20 protein-coding genes are annotated in these 16,601 nt (G+C 34.6%); 15 read left to right on the forward strand and 5 right to left on the reverse strand.

Features of this window, described 5'->3' with window-relative positions:
• The first annotated feature begins 87 nt into the window (after nt 1-87).
• The 14 genes from QWZ06_RS11575 to QWZ06_RS11635 all read left to right on the forward strand — a co-directional run bounded on the left by QWZ06_RS11575 (nt 88) and on the right by QWZ06_RS11635 (nt 10,153).
• Complete coding sequence (locus QWZ06_RS11575) at nt 88-630, forward strand: hypothetical protein (protein WP_290298183.1); 543 nt, start codon at nt 88-90, stop codon at nt 628-630.
• Nucleotides 631-727: 97 nt separating this feature from the next.
• Nucleotides 728-2,095 carry a histidine--tRNA ligase gene (gene hisS, locus QWZ06_RS11580; RefSeq protein WP_290298186.1) on the forward strand — a complete coding sequence of 456 codons (1,368 nt, stop codon included), beginning with the start codon at nt 728-730 and terminating at the stop codon, nt 2,093-2,095.
• Nucleotides 2,096-2,122: 27 nt separating this feature from the next.
• Nucleotides 2,123-2,851 carry a hypothetical protein gene (locus QWZ06_RS11585; protein ID WP_290298187.1) on the forward strand — a complete coding sequence of 243 codons (729 nt, stop codon included), beginning with the start codon at nt 2,123-2,125 and terminating at the stop codon, nt 2,849-2,851.
• 180 nt (nt 2,852-3,031) lie between these two features.
• Nucleotides 3,032-3,556, forward strand: a complete 525-nt coding sequence (locus QWZ06_RS11590) for an SHOCT domain-containing protein (protein WP_290298190.1) — start codon at nt 3,032-3,034, stop codon at nt 3,554-3,556.
• Between the two features lie 19 nt (nt 3,557-3,575).
• On the forward strand, nt 3,576-4,067 hold the full coding sequence (locus tag QWZ06_RS11595) for an SHOCT domain-containing protein (RefSeq protein ID WP_290298193.1): 492 nt from the start codon (nt 3,576-3,578) through the stop codon (nt 4,065-4,067).
• 185 nt (nt 4,068-4,252) lie between these two features.
• Nucleotides 4,253-4,546, forward strand: coding sequence for a DUF4428 domain-containing protein (locus QWZ06_RS11600; protein ID WP_290298196.1), 294 nt, complete (start codon nt 4,253-4,255; stop codon nt 4,544-4,546).
• Between the two features lie 59 nt (nt 4,547-4,605).
• Entirely contained in the window at nt 4,606-4,881 is a 276-nt protein-coding gene (locus QWZ06_RS11605; RefSeq protein ID WP_290301346.1) for a PH domain-containing protein, read from the forward strand.
• 140 nt (nt 4,882-5,021) lie between these two features.
• Complete coding sequence (locus tag QWZ06_RS27865; protein WP_353960013.1) at nt 5,022-5,111, forward strand: SHOCT domain-containing protein; 90 nt, start codon at nt 5,022-5,024, stop codon at nt 5,109-5,111.
• 91 nt (nt 5,112-5,202) lie between these two features.
• Nucleotides 5,203-6,081, forward strand: a complete 879-nt coding sequence (locus QWZ06_RS11610) for an SHOCT domain-containing protein (RefSeq protein ID WP_290298198.1) — start codon at nt 5,203-5,205, stop codon at nt 6,079-6,081.
• 12 nt (nt 6,082-6,093) lie between these two features.
• Nucleotides 6,094-6,972 (forward strand): PH domain-containing protein, encoded by an 879-nt coding sequence (locus QWZ06_RS11615; RefSeq protein ID WP_290298200.1) that lies wholly within the window; start codon nt 6,094-6,096, stop codon nt 6,970-6,972.
• 18 nt (nt 6,973-6,990) lie between these two features.
• On the forward strand, nt 6,991-7,644 hold the full coding sequence (locus QWZ06_RS11620; RefSeq protein WP_290298202.1) for a GNAT family N-acetyltransferase: 654 nt from the start codon (nt 6,991-6,993) through the stop codon (nt 7,642-7,644).
• A gap of 25 nt (nt 7,645-7,669) precedes the next feature.
• Nucleotides 7,670-8,752, forward strand: a complete 1,083-nt coding sequence (locus QWZ06_RS11625; RefSeq protein ID WP_290298204.1) for a leucine-rich repeat domain-containing protein — start codon at nt 7,670-7,672, stop codon at nt 8,750-8,752.
• Nucleotides 8,753-8,888: 136 nt separating this feature from the next.
• Nucleotides 8,889-9,419 (forward strand): PH domain-containing protein, encoded by a 531-nt coding sequence (locus QWZ06_RS11630; protein ID WP_290298207.1) that lies wholly within the window; start codon nt 8,889-8,891, stop codon nt 9,417-9,419.
• Nucleotides 9,416-10,153 (forward strand): hypothetical protein, encoded by a 738-nt coding sequence (locus tag QWZ06_RS11635; protein ID WP_290298210.1) that lies wholly within the window; start codon nt 9,416-9,418, stop codon nt 10,151-10,153. The genes QWZ06_RS11630 and QWZ06_RS11635 overlap by 4 nt, the downstream gene beginning before the upstream one ends.
• A 95-nt stretch (nt 10,154-10,248) precedes the next feature.
• On the opposite strand, the gene QWZ06_RS11640 is transcribed toward QWZ06_RS11635, so the two are convergent.
• The 3 genes from QWZ06_RS11640 to QWZ06_RS11650 all read right to left on the reverse strand — a co-directional run bounded on the left by QWZ06_RS11640 (nt 10,249) and on the right by QWZ06_RS11650 (nt 12,647).
• Nucleotides 10,249-10,485, reverse strand: coding sequence for a YtxH domain-containing protein (locus QWZ06_RS11640; RefSeq protein ID WP_290298212.1), 237 nt, complete (start codon nt 10,483-10,485; stop codon nt 10,249-10,251).
• A gap of 100 nt (nt 10,486-10,585) precedes the next feature.
• Nucleotides 10,586-11,428, reverse strand: a complete 843-nt coding sequence (locus tag QWZ06_RS11645; RefSeq protein ID WP_290298215.1) for an isoaspartyl peptidase/L-asparaginase — start codon at nt 11,426-11,428, stop codon at nt 10,586-10,588.
• A 328-nt stretch (nt 11,429-11,756) separates the two neighbouring features.
• On the reverse strand, nt 11,757-12,647 hold the full coding sequence (locus tag QWZ06_RS11650; RefSeq protein WP_290298218.1) for a cyanophycinase: 891 nt from the start codon (nt 12,645-12,647) through the stop codon (nt 11,757-11,759).
• Nucleotides 12,648-12,844: 197 nt separating this feature from the next.
• Between QWZ06_RS11650 and cphA the strand changes: the two genes are divergently transcribed.
• The gene (gene cphA, locus QWZ06_RS11655; protein WP_290298220.1) at nt 12,845-15,475 is read left to right on the forward strand and encodes a cyanophycin synthetase; all 2,631 of its coding nucleotides are present in this window, start codon (nt 12,845-12,847) and stop codon (nt 15,473-15,475) included.
• A gap of 142 nt (nt 15,476-15,617) precedes the next feature.
• On the opposite strand, the gene QWZ06_RS11660 is transcribed toward cphA, so the two are convergent.
• Nucleotides 15,618-16,061, reverse strand: coding sequence for a MepB family protein (locus tag QWZ06_RS11660; protein ID WP_290298221.1), 444 nt, complete (start codon nt 16,059-16,061; stop codon nt 15,618-15,620).
• A gap of 74 nt (nt 16,062-16,135) precedes the next feature.
• On the reverse strand, nt 16,136-16,597 hold the full coding sequence (locus QWZ06_RS11665; RefSeq protein WP_290298222.1) for a hypothetical protein: 462 nt from the start codon (nt 16,595-16,597) through the stop codon (nt 16,136-16,138).
• Nucleotides 16,598-16,601: the final 4 nt, after the last annotated feature.

Consider the following 16,601-nt stretch of genomic DNA (forward strand, 5'->3'; position numbering starts at 1 on the left):
ATCGGTTTTTTTTATATTGAATGTCTGAAAAAAATAGGCACTATATTTGATGAGATGTTGTTGATTTATAACATAAAAGAAACACAAATGAAAATTTACTTTTTAATGACAACTTTGTTGTCTCTTTCTGCCTATTCTCAAATAGGAGTCAATACAACAACTCCAACCAAATCATTAGATGTTAATGGTGAGCTAAGAGTAAGAATTCTTCCTAATCAGTCTGCACCTAATGTAACGAAACTTATTACTTCAGACACCAATGGAAATATTCAGGAAACCACTCCGCTTGATGCTATGTATTCTTCGGGATTGATTACAAAAGGGCATATGACCTGGAATAATATTCTGGTAGGAGCAAAATCTGCAAGATTAGACTTTACCGGAAGAGTGGCTGCCAATCTGACAAATTTTACCTGTTCTCTTTTTTATCAAATTGGTTCGGGATTTACAGTATTGTCCTCATCCTCTAATGTAGTGGTAGCAGCTAACAATGCCACAAGTTTCAGAATTACATCAGGAGGTACTACTTATATCCTAACCTTCAGTGTAAATAGTAATGGATATGCTAATGTTACCAGTAATACAGATTGGGTACAAGGGACATTTTTTTCTATTCCAAACATAAACTAAATATTACATGAGCTTCAATTCCGGTTTCTTAGGTTTTATACTGTGTAAAGTCTTTGTAATTCCGTACTTTTGTAGTTATCAAAATGACATACAATAAATGAAGCCAAGTTTAGCAAAAGGAACGAGAGATTTTACGGCACAGGAAGTTTCCAGAAGAAAATATATTATCAATATTTTGCAGAATAATTTTGAATTATTCGGATTTCAGCCATTGGAAACACCAAGCTTTGAAAATCTTTCTACTTTAACAGGAAAGTACGGAGAAGAAGGAGATCGTCTGATTTTTAAAATTCTTAATTCAAGTATTAACGAAGCAAAGGAAGAAAAGAAGCATCAAATGCTTAATGACTTCCAGAGAGCATTAGAGAAGCCTTTCAGTGCAGAAAGTTTGACAGATAAGGCACTTCGTTATGACCTTACCGTACCTTTTGCAAGATTTGTAGCGATGAATCATGGCAAATTGACATTCCCGTTCAAGCGTTTCCAAATCCAACCGGTATGGAGAGCAGATCGACCTCAGAAAGGAAGATACAGAGAGTTTTATCAGTGTGATGCAGATGTTGTAGGAAGTGAAAGTTTACTACAAGAAGTAGATTTGGTTCAGTTATATTTAAAATCATTTGCTGATTTGAGAGTACCTGTTACCATTCACATGAACAACAGAAAAATCCTTTCCGGATTAGCTGAATATGCAGGAATTACGGATAAACTGATCGATTTTACAGTCGCTTTAGATAAGCTGGATAAAATTGGAAAAGAGGGAGTTGTTAAGGAATTATTGGAAAGAGAAATCTCTCAGGAATCTATTGATAAATTAGACTTTTTATTCAGCCAATCTGATGATGCTTTGGAAAACTTACTTCAGTTGAAAGAAAAATTTGTAGGTAACGAGATCGGATTGAAAGGAGTAGAGGAATTAGAGTTTGTTCTTACACAATCTTTGAGCCTTGGGGTTGATATGCAGAATCTAGTATTCAACATTACTTTAGCCAGAGGTCTTGATTACTATACCGGAGCTATTTTCGAAGTGAAAGCAGATGAGGTAGCGATGGGATCTATTGGTGGCGGTGGTAGATATGACAACCTTACAGAAGTATTTGGGGTGAAAAACATCCCTGGAATTGGTATTTCTTTCGGATTAGATAGAATTTATCTGGTAATGGAAGAACTGAACCTTTTCCCTGAAGAAGCTTCTTCTAAAATAGAATATCTGTTTGCTAATTTTGGAGGTGAAGAGACTACAGAAGCTCTGAAATTAATCATGCAATTAAGATCAAAAGGAATTTCAGCAGAACTGTACCCTGAAAATGCAAAAATCAATAAGCAGTTTACTTATGCAGAGAAGAAAGGAATTAAAAACCTTGTTTTCTTAGGTGAAGAAGAGCTTAAAAATGGTACAATAACCTTTAAGGATCTTGTAGCTGGAGAACAGAAAACGCTTTCTTTGAACGAATTTCTAGGATAAGAATATAAAGCAAAGTTAAATCTCATAATGGAAAACTGTATCGGTTGTTTAGTCCCATTACAAAACGTATCTGGCTTTTTTTCTGATATAGAAGAGCTGGCAGATAATACTTATGTATGCAACAGTTGTGGCTTGAAAGCACGTGAGGTTTTCATAATTATGGATATTCCGCATACTGGATCATTGCAAAAGTATAGCTCTTTTCAGATTCAGGAACTATTGGCAAAAGGAATATGGTTTGAACAGTTTAGCTATCAGCTTGTAGAAAAGTATAATATTCTTTTATCTCAAAACTCAGCAATTAAGAAATTGTTTAATGCTCTTTTGTATGATGAAAATATTGTACATGCATCCAATGCTGTATATGACAGTAATTTTGGTGTTTTACTTGCAACAGATCGAAAACTTATGTTTATAGGAGCTGATGCAAAGATCAATCTTCCTGAAATCATTGATTATAGTGAAATAATTTCTATAGATTTAATCACATCAATGAACCAAATAAAAATTACTACTACCGAAAATATTTTTAATTTTTCAGACGTTCTTAATGAACCTGAAAAATGTTTGCTAGAAACAGAAAGACAAATAGACCTTACAAAAGATAAAAAGCCAACTGAAACCCAACCTATCCAAAATAATAATGAGCCGTCGCTTTTTGATATTTTGGAAAGGCTTGGTTGTTTCAGACAAAATAGCCTCATTACTGATGAGGAATTCACCGAGCAAAAGAAAAAAATATTGGAGCGGCTTTAAAATACATACATTAAGGAAATGAATAGTTGTGCCATTTGCAAAGGAGAAATCTCAGATTCGAACGCTGAAAGGCTTTTAGACAATGTTGAAATTTGCAATGTTTGTAAATTTAAATTGGATAAAATATATCCTGGATTTTTTTTAAACAGTAGGCAGTTTAGTATACACCAAGCCAAAAGGTTGCTAAAGAAAGGTTCGGATGTTCATCAGTTTAAAACAGAGATTTTTAGAATTAACCCCAATCTTCCTGATTATTCAGGTGTAGTTTTATGGGGTGTTTTTGAAACGATCCAATATGAAAAACTGATGCATATTGTTTTTGGAAAGCACGATCAGCGAGGCTACGGAACACTTATTTCTACAGACAAAAGATTAATTTTCATTGATGCCGGAATTGATGAGGTGTTATTTAAAGAGAGTATTTTCCTTGAAGATATTAATTCAATTAATTTTTCTCCTTCAAATAATATAATGACCATTGTTATTCCACAAAAAACAATTGAAATTGAGCTAGATCATCCACAATCTGGAGTCCCTTTTTGTGAAGTTGTGCATCAGTTGATAAGCCGTTCTAAGAAGATGGAAATTCCGGATATTTCTATAATCCTGGATCTTGTAGAAAGGCTTGGGACATTGAAACAAAAAGGTATTCTGACAGACGAAGAATTTTCACAAGAAAAAGCTAAATTATTTAGTAAACTATAATACTTCTGATTGTTCCATTATGCAAAATATAAAGTATCAGATCAAATATATTAACCCGGATTTATTATTGTGGGCATCAGAAGATATAGAACAGCTTTCAGATATTCTGATGGAAGATGAGAAAATGATTCATATTATTGATGGATTGTTTGAGGGTACAGCAGGACTGCTTTTTTCAACAAACAGCCGTATCATTTTTAAAGGAAGCGGTGTAGACTTTATAGAAGTGATTCCTCATGAAAAAATTACTTTGATACAATATCAGAATTCTCAGAAAATTATTGAACTGTATACACAGGAGCAGCAATATCAGTTTGAAATAAAAGATCTATTTTTTGCAGAACAATTTTGTAAAACAGTTAATGCTTTTATTAAAGGGGAGGAGAGTACAGAACTTTCTAAAGACTCTATATTTGAACTTCTGGAAAGGCTCGGAAAGCTAAAACAAAACGGTATTCTTACCGATGAAGAATTTACTGATCAAAAGAAAAAATTATTGGATAAATTATAATTTGCCTGAAATCCATATAAGAAATGATCAGCCACAAAAAATATTTTTGTGGCTGATTTACTTGATGAATCATAAGTTTTGAATACTTTGCCCTTCAGAATCGGTTTAGAATTTGTAATTTGGGACGATTAATACAATAGTAGAATTACCTCTACTTATATGAAACTTTTAAACATAAAAACCAGATGAATACTATTTGTGCATTGTGCGGAACTCCGCTAACGTCTACGGATATGCTTGTTGGAAAAAATAAACTTGCAGATGGCGGCTATTTGTGTGCTGAATGTTTTAATAAAGCCATTACAATTAATAGAGACCTTATCAATAACCTGCATCAGTTTTATTTTGCTGAAATAACAGGAATGTTCCTTAAAAGCAAAATTGATGGGAGCCAGAGTTCAGGAACTCCATCTTCAGGAGCGGGCAACTATGAGTATGATGCTCCCACCAGACTAGACGAAATAAAGACCAGATTGTAGCGCTGAAAGCCAGACTAAGCGTTTTAGCCAATGAAGAAGTAAATGAACTGGATAAAGTCCTGGATTCGAATGAACGATTGATTGCCATTGCAGAATGTATCAATCTTCGTAATAACAGGGAAGGAATTATTTTTTCAACCCAATGGAGAGTTATTTTCATGGATAAAAAATTTCTGGGTGGGGTGGTAAAAAACGAATATACCCATAAAGACATTACTTCTCTGGATCAGGTTGAAAATCTTTTATATTCAGTATTAAGAGTCAATACAAGAGAAGGTACTGTTGAGTTTAACTGCATAATAAAGGTGATGGAAGATCATTCTGTGATAGTGTAAACGGACAGATCAAACAACCCGAAAGACAAACAGTTCAGCAACCGGTACAACCACAGTCATTCTATCAAAATACTCCAAGCCCTGCACCTCAAAGCACTCCCGGTATTTCAAAAGGATCATCAGAAGATATTTTTGAGCAACTGGAAAAACTTGGAAAACTAAGACAAATGGGCGTTTTAAGCGAAGAAGAATTCTCGGTGCAGAAAGCAAAATTATTAGAAAGACTTTAAAATCGATCGTTACTTGAAGATTGGGTTGATGTAAAATGGAACAAATGATTTTGGCTGATCTGATTTAAAAACTTTTAAACATAAAAATAGAATGAACACAAGTTGTGCTCTTTGTGGACTCCCGTTAACTCCAATGGATACTGTTCTGGGCGAGAATAAGCTTTCAGATGGTGGAATTTTATGCAATAAATGTCTGAATAAAGCAACAGCTGTTAATAAAGATCTGGTGCATAGTCTAATAAATTACAATGTAGCGGAGATCAGAGAGTTGGTGTGGGGTGAAAGTATTGAAGAAGTAGAGGACATTGAGGAAGAAAATGTGACAGAGACTTCAATGTCTCATACCAGCATAACATTTTCCCATACTTCTGTGCGGTTTTCGATTGGCAAAACAAAACCTACAAGATCTGATGAAATTCAAGAACAGATTTTTGCCTTAAATGTTAAACTCAGTTCTTCTGTGAATGATGAAGTGGGTGAACTTGCAAAGGTTTTAGATAAAGATGAGAAACTTGTTGCAATTGCAGATGCCAGGTATTTGCACAATAATGCCAATGGACTTCTGGTAGCAACGCAACGTAGAGTCGTTTTTCTTAATAGAAAGTTTTTTGGGAGTGTATACAAAAAAGAATTCTTACATCAAAATATCCATACAGTGTCAGATGGTAAAGGAGAAAACCCTTCTTTACTAAAAATGATTACGAATGAATCCACCACTGATTTTATTCTTAATAGCAGCCATGCAACACACATATTTTGTGAGGCAATAGAAAGCTATATAAACAGTTCCGGAAACAAACAAAAACAACAGGCTGCAAATCCTGAATTCCAGTCACCGAAACCGGTACAAAAAGAAGATCCTTCAACTGTTTTTGATAAGCTCGAAAAATTAGGTAGATTAAGAGACAATGGAATTTTAACAGATGATGAATTTGCAGAGCAGAAGAAGAAACTGCTGGATAAATTATAAAAAATAAAAAAAATGAGTAATATTTGTTCATTATGTAATACCGAATTAACCTCTATGGATACGCTTCTGGGAGAAAATAAACTTTCAGACGGTGGAGTGCTATGCAATAAATGTTTGGATAAAATAAGCTATATCAATCAGGAAGTATTGTATAATCTGAATCAGTTCAATATCGGTGATATTCACCGAATCATTCAAAATAAAAATACAGAACAAAATGTACCTGCTGTAACTCAAGAGATTCTTCCTATGGCCATAGATGAAGAACCACAAGATCTATCTAAGGATGTATACAAAAGAAGAAAACAGAAAATAAAAACAGAACTGGAAAGACTGAATGCCAGCCTTTCTGTATTTACCAAAGGTGAGATCAAAGAGCTTCCTTATCTGATTTCCGAGGAAGAGAAGATCATTGGCATTACAGATGCTCAGTTTGTCAATACACTAGCAGCAGGAATATTGGTGGCAACCTCTAAAAGAATGATCTCCGTTTCAAAAGCAATGTTTGGAGACGCTAAAATCAATGATTATCCTAATGAAGCGATCAGGTCTGTAAGTTTTGTAACAGATCCGAGATCTCCCATTATTAAAATTCATCTTGACGAAAGAGTCGTAGAGTTTGAATGTTTCATGGATAAAGAAGATGCCGAAAAATTCTATAGTATTATAAGTCCTATTTATAATAATCTGATACAACAACCTCAGCAAGAGGTAAGTCCTGTAGACGCTAATACAAATGCAAATGCAAATGCAAATACAGCTGTAAACGCAACGTTGTCTCTTGAAATTATTGAAAAATTAGAGAAATTGGGCAAATTGAGAGAAAATGGCATCCTTACTGATACTGAGTTTACAGAACAAAAAAGAAAACTGTTGGCTCAATTAAAATAAAACTTTTAACACCTGACCATGAAAGATAAAACAGAAATCGTAAAAAGTTGGCTTAAAGGATGGTGTTTATCAAGAGAAGTATCTTTTCCTGTTCCATATAAGTCTGGATTTAATGTATTTGTGGGCGATGAAAAACAAAAAGAACGCTATGTATTTCCTGACCTTAATGAAGACTTTTATCAGCTTGCCCAGTCAATTGACGAGCCCTGGGTTTATCTGAAAGTAAGTACCTCTCCTGATCAGTTTATAGGAAAAATTCCTAAAAAATGGCAACTACAGGCACAAGGATATTTGATGACTTGTTTTCATCCGATGATTTTCCCGGAAATCAGTCTGGCAGAAGGATATCATCTGGAATTGTCAGAATACAATACAACATTTGTTGTCAGAATTGTAGCCGAAAATGGGGAACAGGCTTCAATAGGACGTGTATCTTTAATAGATGATGTTGCTGTTTATGACAGGATCATTACCGAAGTAAACCATCAAAGAAAAGGGTTGGCGTCTTTTCTATTGAAAGAACTGGAGAAAATAGCCTTATCGAAAGGATTTGCTAATAATCTTTTGGTGGCTACAGAAGAAGGGAAGCTATTATATAAAAATTTAGGCTGGGAAGTATATGCTTTGCATTCCTCTATTGTCATTCCTGGAGAAGATCATTCTCTATTGTAAATAAAAATACTCAGAAATTAAATTCATGAAAAAAAAATACGTACTTCTTTTTACCATACTATTTCTAAATGCCAATGCTCAGATGGTGCCACCGCCTGCGCCACCTGCACAACAAATAGAAGAATTGAAACCTTCAGATGATATAAAGCTATATGGCATCAATGAAATTCCAGACAAAATTTTTGCATGGAATGTTAAAGGGCTTACGGTAGACTGTGGATCCAATTTTACAAAAATTCCTGAGAAGATAGGAAACCTAAAGGAGCTAGAAGGATTTTCCTTAAAGGGCGGGGATGTGATTAAATTACCTAAAGAATTTGGAAATCTGCGGAACTTAAAGCATTTATATATTAATTCCAATAAGCTTACTGAGATTCAACCCGAAATTTTAAGAATAACAAATTTGGAATTTTTAGATTTTCAGAGCTATAAATTAGACAGTTTTCCTGAGGACATAGGGAAGCTAATTAATTTAAAGCAGTTAAAAATATCCAAAAGACTATTTTTTGGAGGAGCAATTACCAATGATAACCAGGTGTTTAAAGAGTTGGTTTTGCCGGCTTCAATAGGTAAACTAACTAAACTTGAGCGGCTAAACCTTCCCTCCAATAGGCTAAAAAAATTACCTGCTGAAATAGGAAATCTTGAAAATCTAAAAGAGATTGATTTATCAAATAATTTATTAGAAAACCTTCCTTTTTCTTTTTCAAAGCTTAAAAACCTGAAATCTATTTCATTAACAGATAACCGTTTTAAGACTTTTCCTAAAGAATTATATGAAATACTTAATTTGGAAGACGTAGATTTGAACAGAAATGGAATTACCTTAATTCCTGCAGGAATAGAAAAATTAAAAAAACTAAGATCCTTAAATCTATCAAATTGCAGCCTTTCGGAGCAAGCATTGTCAGAAATTTATAAATTAGAAAGCTTGGTGACGTTACAGTTGGAAAATAACCAATTAGAGAATATTCCGCCTGGAATAGATAAACTAAAAAACTTAGAGACACTAACAATTTGGGGAAATAACATATCTCCGGAAAATATTATAAAGATAAAGAAGATGTTACCTCGCACCTCAGTGGTGGAAAAAGAGGTTTATCGATAAATATTTCTAAGGAAAATTATTTAGAAATAGATGAAAAATCCTTGAATGTAAAAGTAGAACCGTATTTGAAGTCCGATTTCTGCTTTGTAGAAGAATTTTGAAAATGAATAGTAATTTAGACGCATAAACTATAACCATGAGATCAAGACTTGACGAAATAAAAGAAGAACTCGAAGAACTGGATATTAACCCTACTATTTTTGCTAGAAAAGAGATCCATGCTCTGCCAGAGATTCTTTCAGCAGATGAAAGAATTGTTTATCTTGTTGAAGGCAGACAGAAAACAACACAACATCATATCATCTTAGTCGCTACAGACAGAAGGTTGATCTTTGTAGATAAGGAATTTATGTATGGACTCACGGTAGAAGATTACTCCTATACTAAAATAAGTTCTATACAATATGAAACAGCTGTAATGCTGGCTTCCATAGATATTCAGGTTTCAGACGATCTGGTTGAAATTGACGGCGTTGGAAAATATGAAGCAAAACTTTTCTGCGAAAAGGTAAGAGATTTCATGTCTCGCCCTAAAGAATACATTCAGCATAAATCTGAACCTACTGTTTTAGATCAATTGGAGCAACTAGGAAGATTAAAAGAAAGCGGTATTTTGAGCGAAGAAGAATTCAATGAACAAAAGAAAAAAATTATGGAGAAATTATGATAAAAGAAGTTGTTTTTAGAGCATTAAACTGGAGGTGGTACTTTACCTCTTTAATAACCTTGTTTACAGGGATTTTTTGTTGGTTAATGATTCTTATTCTACCCATCAGTAAATTTACATGGAATTTTTTCTCAGTTATACCGTTTCTGGTTGCAGTGGCAAGTTTTATATTGGGGATTTCGAGATTGTTTAAAAAAGGAGAATTTAAAAATGGACTTTGGCAATGCCTTTTAAGCTTCATCATATGTTCTATTCTTGGTGTTCTCTTCGCTTTTTATCCACCTAAAAGTCCATATAAACCTTATAATAATGATATTAAAAATCCAAAGAACGCAAAATTTTCAATGCCTTTGAAGCTTTTTGTAGATGAAAAAGAACTCGTAGAGGTTACCCAGCCTGATATTCTGATCTATGATTACTTACAGCCGGGATCTTATAAATATGATGTTTTCCTGAATAAAACAGAAAAAGGTAAAGTCTATTTAAAAGTATATGACTTTAATACCAACAGGATTCTTTCAGAAAAAGAAATTAAAAAACAATCAATAAGAACTGTCTTTAATCCTAATGATGAGTTGAAAGAATTTTCAAGTGGTAATGATGGTTTTACAGTGAAAGAAGGGGATTGGGGCGACTATTACGGAACTAGGATTGAAGTTTGGTTTCAGCCGGACGATACTGGTAAACCTGAAAGAAAATTAATAGAAAAAAATTATATTATTCAAGGAAATTAAAGTGTATTTTTTTCTGAACTATAAACAAAAAGTCATCGCAAACTACTACGATGACTTTTTCTATATATGAATGTTAAAAAAACTACTGTTTGTTTTTAGTTTAAAGAGTCTTCGGCTTTTGTTTTTACCTCGTCTACTTTAGTTTGAACCTGGGAAGCAACATCATTGGCTTTACTCTTAAGGTCATTTCCCCATTTGTTAAAATTATCTTTTGCTGTATTAAGTTTATCCTTTACGGCTTGTTGATCTTCAGGACTTGAATTTTTATATTTCCAATAAGCTAAAGCACCCAATCCTAGTAAAGCTAATAAACCTTTTGTTTTGTTTCCCATGATTTCTATTTTTAAAAGATATTAATATTAAAATTTGTTATTAATACATATGTAAAATACGTGCCAAAAAATTAAGCAGAATTATAAAATAATGTTAAAATTAAGAAAAGATGTCGAAATTTTCACCGTCAAAACTAGCGAAAACCATAGTAGGATAAGAGTCCTGATGATAAACATTTCCCTCTTTGTCTATGGCAATGGCACCTGCAAAACCGTCAATAGTTTTAAGTTCATCAAAAGTTTTACTGAAAGCCATCTCAAGGCTCATTCCATCTGTCACACGGGTTACAATTTTTGTAGCAGTAGCATTGCTTACAATATCTTCACCCACACCTGTACAGCTTACTGCACAAAATGCATTAGCATAATTTCCTGCCACTGTGGCAGAATCTGAAATTCTTCCCGGAATTTCAAAACCTTTACCTCCTGTAGAGGTCGCTACGGCTAACTTACCATCTTTATCAATGGCTACGCAGCCTACCGTACCTTTACCTCCATGATTAAGTTTAGCTTCATATTCTCTTCTTCTTTGTGGAATTTCCGTAGAAAAGTTTTCGAATCCATGTTCTGTTGCGTAGCGTTTTGCTCCATTTCCACCCAAAACCCTATCATCCTCACCGATAAGGTCTTTAGCTACAAAAATGGGATTCTTAACATCCTGAATATTGATAACGCCACTTAATTTTTGGGTTTCACCATTCATAATGGCAGCACTCATCCGAATGACACCGTCACTTTGAATCTGTGAACCGATTCCTGCATTGTACAATGGATCATCTTCCAATAAAGAAACGGCATAGGCTACCGAATCAAAAGCAGAGTGTGTCTGAAGATATTGAAATGCCTTTTGAGCAATTTCTTGTAAAGAATTCTGTTTCGCAGTTTTTATTTCATGGCTTTGGTCACTTTCTGAGAAAAAACCGCCGTGGATAATGATTTTCATATAAATAAGAATTGATGAATAATTTTTACGAAGGTAATTTATAAATAAAAGATAAAAGATAAAAGATAAAAGATAAAAGATAAAAGATAAAAGATAAAAGATAAAAGATAAAAGATAAAAGATCTTGTCGTTAAGCAACTACAATGCATCAGGATATCAACATCAATAGAGGTGGGCTTTAGCCCACCTAATAAATAAAACAAAAATTCATCCGGCTTTAGCCCAAACCTAAAATACGGAATCTCTTTATGAATTGACTTCTAATCCTTAAAAATTAGGAAACAAAAAACGGAACCTTGGTTCCGTTTATATAATTGTATGATTTTTATTATTTATCCTGTGGAATAGGATTAAACTGAGAGTTTTCAATGGTCAGAGCCTTAGTCGTAAGATCGTAATGATCATTCATAGACATGACATGCACCGTTAAATTGTCAATAGAGATAGGTTCTCCAAGGTTAATATTGGTAAGGTTGGTATCTTTAATGAATCTTCCGTCTACCAGAATTACAAGTCCTGAACCTACTGCAGTCATAACATCATTATGAATGAAAAGCCCTGTATCTTCCCCAAGCCCAATTCCTAAAGTTCTGGGGTTATTTACCACTGCCTGGAAAAGACGTCCTATTCTGCCTCGCTGCACAAAATGCGTGTCGATGATCACATTATCAATTAAACCTAAACCTTGTGTTGTTTTAATTTCTCCTTTTAATAGTGCTTCGGAGCTACTTCCTTGATAAATCATATTTTCAGAGGCAGCAGCAGCACCGGCAGAAGTTCCGGAATAAATAAAGTCCTGTTCCTGATATTTTAATAAAATGGTATCATGAAATCTTGTTCCGCCAAGAATAGAAGTCAATCTAAGTTGATCTCCTCCAGTAAACATCATAACGTCTGCAGCATTTGCTCTTGCTACCATTGCATCAGAATTTGCTTCTTCACGGTTATGAATATCAAGAATATTCACATTTTTAGCACCCAGAAACTCAAAAGCCTTTTTGTATTCAGCACCTACGATCTGAGGAATTTGAGAGGCTGTTGTTACCACTTCAATGACAGAATCCTCCTTATATTTTGATTCGTTAATGATTTTTCGCAAAATTCCACGTTCAAAAAAATTAAGATTCTTCTCAATATTTTGATCATAATCGGTTTCTGCAAAACTTCCCTTGTTTACAGCTCCTCCGATAACTATTAATTTTCCAACAGGTTTCGTCATGGTACAAAATTAAAAAATAATTAACATTATTGGCGAAATTCGTGCCATCTTTAGTTGATTTTTAATGTTTTAAAAATGTTAATAAGAATTAAATTTTTTTTAGTAAATCTTCAATCAGGGTATGGTTTTGTTTAGGGTTTTATATTATATTTGATTGTAAAATAAGTTATCGTTAACTGTTAAAATGCCAATAGACTATGAAAATCGAAAAGATTCAGGCACTGCGTGGTCCTAACATCTGGAGTATCAGAAGAAAGAAGTTGATACAAATGAGGTTAGACCTTGAAGAAATGGAGAATTATCCTACCAATAAAATTGATGGATTCAGGGAAAGAATTGAAAAAATGATCCCTTCATTGATTACCCACAGATGCTCCGAAGGAGTAGAGGGTGGATTTTTCCATAGAGTGGAAACAGGAACCTGGATGGGACATGTCATTGAGCATATTGCCTTGGAAATACAGACCTTGGCAGGAATGGATGTTGGATTTGGAAGAACCCGCGAAACAAAGACTCCGGGGGTATATAATGTAGTATTCAATTATCTTGAAGAAAATGTAGGAATTTATGCTGCTGAGGAAGCAGTAAACATTGCCCAAGCATTAATTGAAGGAAAAGAGTATGATCTGCATGCTTGTATCCATAAACTGAAAGAGATCAGGGAACGTGTTCGTCTGGGACCTTCTACAGGAAGTATCGTAGAAGAAGCTGTTTCCAGAAAAATACCATGGATCCGATTGGGAACAAACTCCTTGGTACAGCTTGGATATGGGGTAAATCAGCAGCGTTTTCAGGCTACAATCACAGGAAAAACAAGTTCTATTGCTGTAGATATTGCCTGTAATAAAGAGCTGACCAAAAGGATGCTTCATGATGCAGCTATTCCGGTACCAATAGGTGATCTGGTGGTAGACGAAGAAGGCTTACATGAAGTGATCAGAAAAATAGGATATCCTATTGTTTTAAAACCTTTGGACGGGAATCATGGGAAAGGATCCTCTATCAATGTCAATGATTGGGAGGCTGCTAAAATAGGATTAGAGCATGCTCAGAAATACTCCCGAAAAGTAATTGTTGAAAAATACATTACAGGATATGATTTCAGAGTATTGGTGATTGATAATAAAATGGTAGCTGCGGCAAGAAGAGTTCCTGCTCATATCGTTGGAGATGGGGAACTAAGCATTCAGCAACTGATTGATAAAGAAAATAAAGATCCACGCCGCGGTTATGGCCATGAAAATGTCCTTACCGAAATTGAAGTAGATAAAGATACATTAGAATTGCTTGAAAAGCTTCAGTATACTCTGGAAACCACTCCGCAAAAAGGAGAAATAGTGTATCTGAAATCAACTGCAAACCTTTCTACTGGAGGAACATCCATAGATGTTACTGATATGGTGCATCCAGAAAATATCACCATGGCAGAGAGAATCTCTAAAATTATCGGGCTGGATGTTTGTGGTATTGATATCATGGCCGAAAACTTAACTCAACCATTAAAAGAAAGCGGTGGAGCAATCATTGAAGTGAATGCTGCTCCCGGATTCAGAATGCACTTGGCTCCGAGCGAAGGATTGCCTAGAAACGTTGCTGCTCCGGTAGTAGACATGTTGTATCCACAAGGGAAACCTTTTACGATTCCGATTATTGCTGTTACTGGTACCAATGGAAAGACAACAACAACAAGGTTGATTTCTCATATTGTAAAAAGCAATGGCTATAGAGTAGGATTTACTACTTCAGACGGGATCTATATTCAAAATACAATGTTGTCAAAAGGAGATACTACAGGGCCTCTTTCAGCAGAGTTTATTTTAAAGGATCCTACTGTTGAATTTGCCGTTCTTGAAACAGCAAGAGGCGGGATTCTTCGTTCAGGGTTAGGATTTTCTCAATGTGATATTGGGGTGTTGACCAATATTGAGGAAGACCATTTGGGAATGAATGATGTTCACAACTTAAAAGATCTTACCAAAGTAAAGCGGGTTGTATTAGACAGTGTAAAGAAAACCGGCTGGAGTGTATTGAATGCGGATAATGAATATTCCATGAAAATAGTGAAAGACCTTGATTGTAACGTTGCTATTTTTAGTATGAATGAAAATAATCCCCATATTGTAAAATTTGCAAAAGAAGGCAGAATCACTTGTGTTTATGAAGAAGGATTTGTAACCATTAAAAAAGGAGATTGGAAAATCAGAATAGGAAAGGCCAAAGATTTCCCGATTACGATGGAGGGAAAAGCCAGATTCATGATCGAAAATGTTTTGGCAGCTAGTTTAGCCAGCTATCTTCATGGATTTGGGATTGAGGACATCTCCAATTCTTTAAGAACCTTTATCCCAAGTGCACAGCTTACTCCGGGAAGATTAAATGTTTTTAAGTTTAAAAGCTTTAAAGTACTGATCGACTTTGCTCATAATCCATCCGGATATGAAGCAATAGAAGATTACCTGAAAAATGTTGAATCTACCAAGAAAATAGGAATTATTTCAGGTGTAGGAGATCGAAGAGACAATGACATCAGAGAATGCGGAAAAATCGCAGGAAGAATGTTTGATCATATTATCATTCGAAATGAAAAACATCTTCGCGGAAGAACAGAAGAGGAGATCAACGGGTTGATTATTGAAGGAATGCAAGCTTCAGGGAAAGATGTCAGTTATGAGATTATTCCTAAAGAAATTGAAGCATTGAAGCACGCTATGGGAATGGCAGAAGATGGAACATTCATTACTGCATTAAGTGATGTTATTTCTAATGCTATTGATCTTGTTCAGGAATATCAGGCAAGAGAACTGCTGGAAGATGATAAAAATTTGTAAAAATCAAACGATTTGAATAATAAACGGCTGTACTTTGTAGTACGGCCGTGTTATTTCTAACGATGTTTTTTATAATCTCTCTCGGATTTTACCGATCAATATGCCTCTGCGTGATCTGCAAAATCTGCGTGTGTTAGTATTTTTATTTTAGCAATGCCCTTGCTCGTTGAAGTATTTTATCTTGCTCTCCGGAAAATACTAAGAAATATTGCGTTTGCCAATCCTGTGTTTTTTGAGCTTGCTTACTTTCTGTTTTATCCCAGGCTGGATAAACTCGGATTCCCCGTTTTCCTGTCTTTTTTCCATCAGATAGAATCCCTTTTCCCGCTAAAATAGATTTAGGGAAAATAAATATCCCTGAAAAGTTATCTTTAAAAGCTGCAACAAGATAAAAGTCAATATCATCTTTAATATCAAAAGGAGCTGTTTCTCCCTTTTCATTTCTTTTCCAGATTGTTACAAATTGTCCTGTTTTAGTGGGTGTTATTTTGGAAATCCGGAACTTGATGTTCAAATTATTTAATCTAAAATTAAAACCAGAATACTCCTTACATTCTAAATCTTCTTCAAGGGCTGAACAATTCATACCCAGAGGTTGAAAAAAGTGTTCTTGGAAAAATTTTAGTGACATTACTTTTTATAGGACAATTTAGAAATAATTTATTTTAAACGCTTCCATCTTTTCTCAATTTTTATCATATCGATTAAATAAAAGCAGAGCGGAATAAGTTCCATTCTGAAAGTAAAGGGATATGATGGTAAAATGAAGGGCCGAACCATTACAGCTATACAAATGATCAATCCTAAAATGGCATCTGTTATCGCCGCTTTTGGAGCCCATCGGTATTCAAACCAAAGGCTATAGGCGACGATTCCTTTAAGGATAAATAGCCAGCATATAATGATTCCGGTCGCTGAATAGGGATGAGTGGTGCTCAGTCCATATAATGATAGATCTGTATCATCAAGGAAAGCCCCAAAGGATAATATTAAACTGGCTATAATTCCTAAAATTAAAAAGAACCAGATGAAAACCTTAATCCATAAAGGGAGTAACTTTCTTCTACGATTGAAATCATTTTGTGAATCAAATATATCAGGTACGGGTTCTCCTTTTTTCATGATC

Origin of the sequence: Chryseobacterium tructae (genome assembly GCF_030409875.1) — a bacterium.
Classification (GTDB): domain Bacteria; phylum Bacteroidota; class Bacteroidia; order Flavobacteriales; family Weeksellaceae; genus Chryseobacterium; species Chryseobacterium tructae.